The organism is Desertihabitans aurantiacus (assembly GCF_003344635.1).
In the GTDB taxonomy this organism is placed as follows: Bacteria; Actinomycetota; Actinomycetes; order Propionibacteriales; family Propionibacteriaceae; genus Desertihabitans; species Desertihabitans aurantiacus.
The window spans coordinates 1-1,607 of sequence record NZ_QPKK01000464.1; the positions used below are offsets into that span (position 1 = coordinate 1).

Annotated in this window: 1 protein-coding gene and 1 pseudogene; both read left to right on the top strand. The window is 74.9% G+C overall.

The genetic code is table 11. The annotated features are described in order from the left end of the window. Nucleotides 1–1,431, top strand: a 1,431-nt coding sequence (locus DVA66_RS20205; protein ID WP_198672000.1) for a CpaF family protein, incomplete at its 5' end; no start/stop codon positions are given. After that, nucleotides 1,428–1,607, top strand: a pseudogene (locus tag DVA66_RS20210) (hypothetical protein); the annotation flags it as partial. The gene DVA66_RS20205 and the pseudogene DVA66_RS20210, both read left to right, overlap by 4 nt.

Here is a 1,607-nt window from a genome sequence, read left to right on the forward strand (position 1 = left end):
CCGCCGGACGCCGGACCGCCCGGTCCCGGGTCGCCCCGCTCGCCGCGGCTGACCTTCAGCGCCGAGGAGGTGGCCGCGAGCCCCGCGCACGCCGCCGCCCGCGCCGCCGCGCCGGTGGACTGGGGGCTGGTGGTGCTGCTGCGGCGCCAGGCGTCGACCGAGATCGCCGAGCAGTCGCGCCAGCACGCCGAGGCCTCCGGGCGTCCGATGCCCGAGGTCGACCGGCGTCTGATGGGGCGGGCGACCATCCGCTCGATCGTCCGCCGCCACGCCGAGCAGCTGAGCGCGCTCGGTCAGGAGCTGTGGCCGATCGAGGTCGAGCGGCGCTACGCCTCGGCGGTCGAGGACGCCGTCTTCGGCTACGGCCGGCTGCAGCCGCTGTTCGACCTGCCCGGGGCGGAGAACATCGAGATCCACGGCTGCGACTCCGTGCAGGTGCAGTACGGCGACGGCCGCCGCGTGCCGCACCCACCGGTCGCCGACAGCGACGAGGAGCTGGTCGAGGCCGTCCGCTTCCTCGGCGAGATGGCCAGCCCGAGCCGGCCCTTCGACGACGCCCACCCGACCATGACGCTGGCGCTCGGGCACCGCTTCCGGCTGCACGCGATCGGCTTCGGGCTGGCCCACCGGCCCTCGGTGACCATCCGCCAGCACCTGCTCACCGACGTCACGCTGCCCCAGCTCTGCGACACCGGCCTGATGCCGGACGAGGTCGGCGCCTTCCTGCACGCGGCCGTCCTGGCCCGCAAGTCCGTCGTCATCTCCGGCGACCAGGGCGCGGGCAAGACCACCCTGCTGCGGGCGATGGTCTCCTCGATCCCGAGCACCGAGCGGTTCGGCACGATCGAGACCGACTACGAGCTGCTGACCCACCTGCTGCCCGGACGGCAGAACATGCTGGCCCTGCAGGCCAAACCGGGTCTGGGCGAGGTGGTGGACGGCCGCCGGCTCGGCGAGTTCACCGTGTCCGACCTCATCCCGGAGGCGCTGCGGCAGAACCTGGCCCGGCTGGTGATCGGCGAGGTGCGCGGCGGCGAGGCGGCCGCCATGTTCGAGGCCATGCAGGCCGGGCCCGGCTCGCTGAGCACCACCCACTCCCGCTCGGCGGGCAGCACCATCGACCGGCTGGCGTCACGGGTCGCGCAGGGCGGTGTGCTCGACATGGACGAGGCCTACCGCCAGATCGCGCACAACGTCGACCTGCTCGTGCACGTCAGCCTGTCCGACGACTCCTGGCGCGGCGGGGTGCGGACGCGCCGGATCAGCGAGATCCGCCAGCTCACCGGGGCGATCGAGGGTGGACGGCCCAGCACGCACCTCGTCTACTCCGCCAGCGGCACCGGCGCCTTCTTCCAGCCCGACCCGGACTTCATGGCCGAGCTCGCCCCCTTCCTCGCCACCTGGCGTGCCCGACCGGGGACGGCGCAGTGAACGACCTGCTCGCCCTGCTCACCGGCGTCCTCCTGGTCGGAGGGCTGCTGCTGGTCGTCCTGGGCGCGCGTCGCCGGCCGCGACCGCCGCGCCGGGTCCGCGTCCGCGCCGGTGGGGCGGCCACCTGGAGCCGGCTCACCCGCCGTCCGCCCGGACGGGCCGGCCGTCGCCGCGAC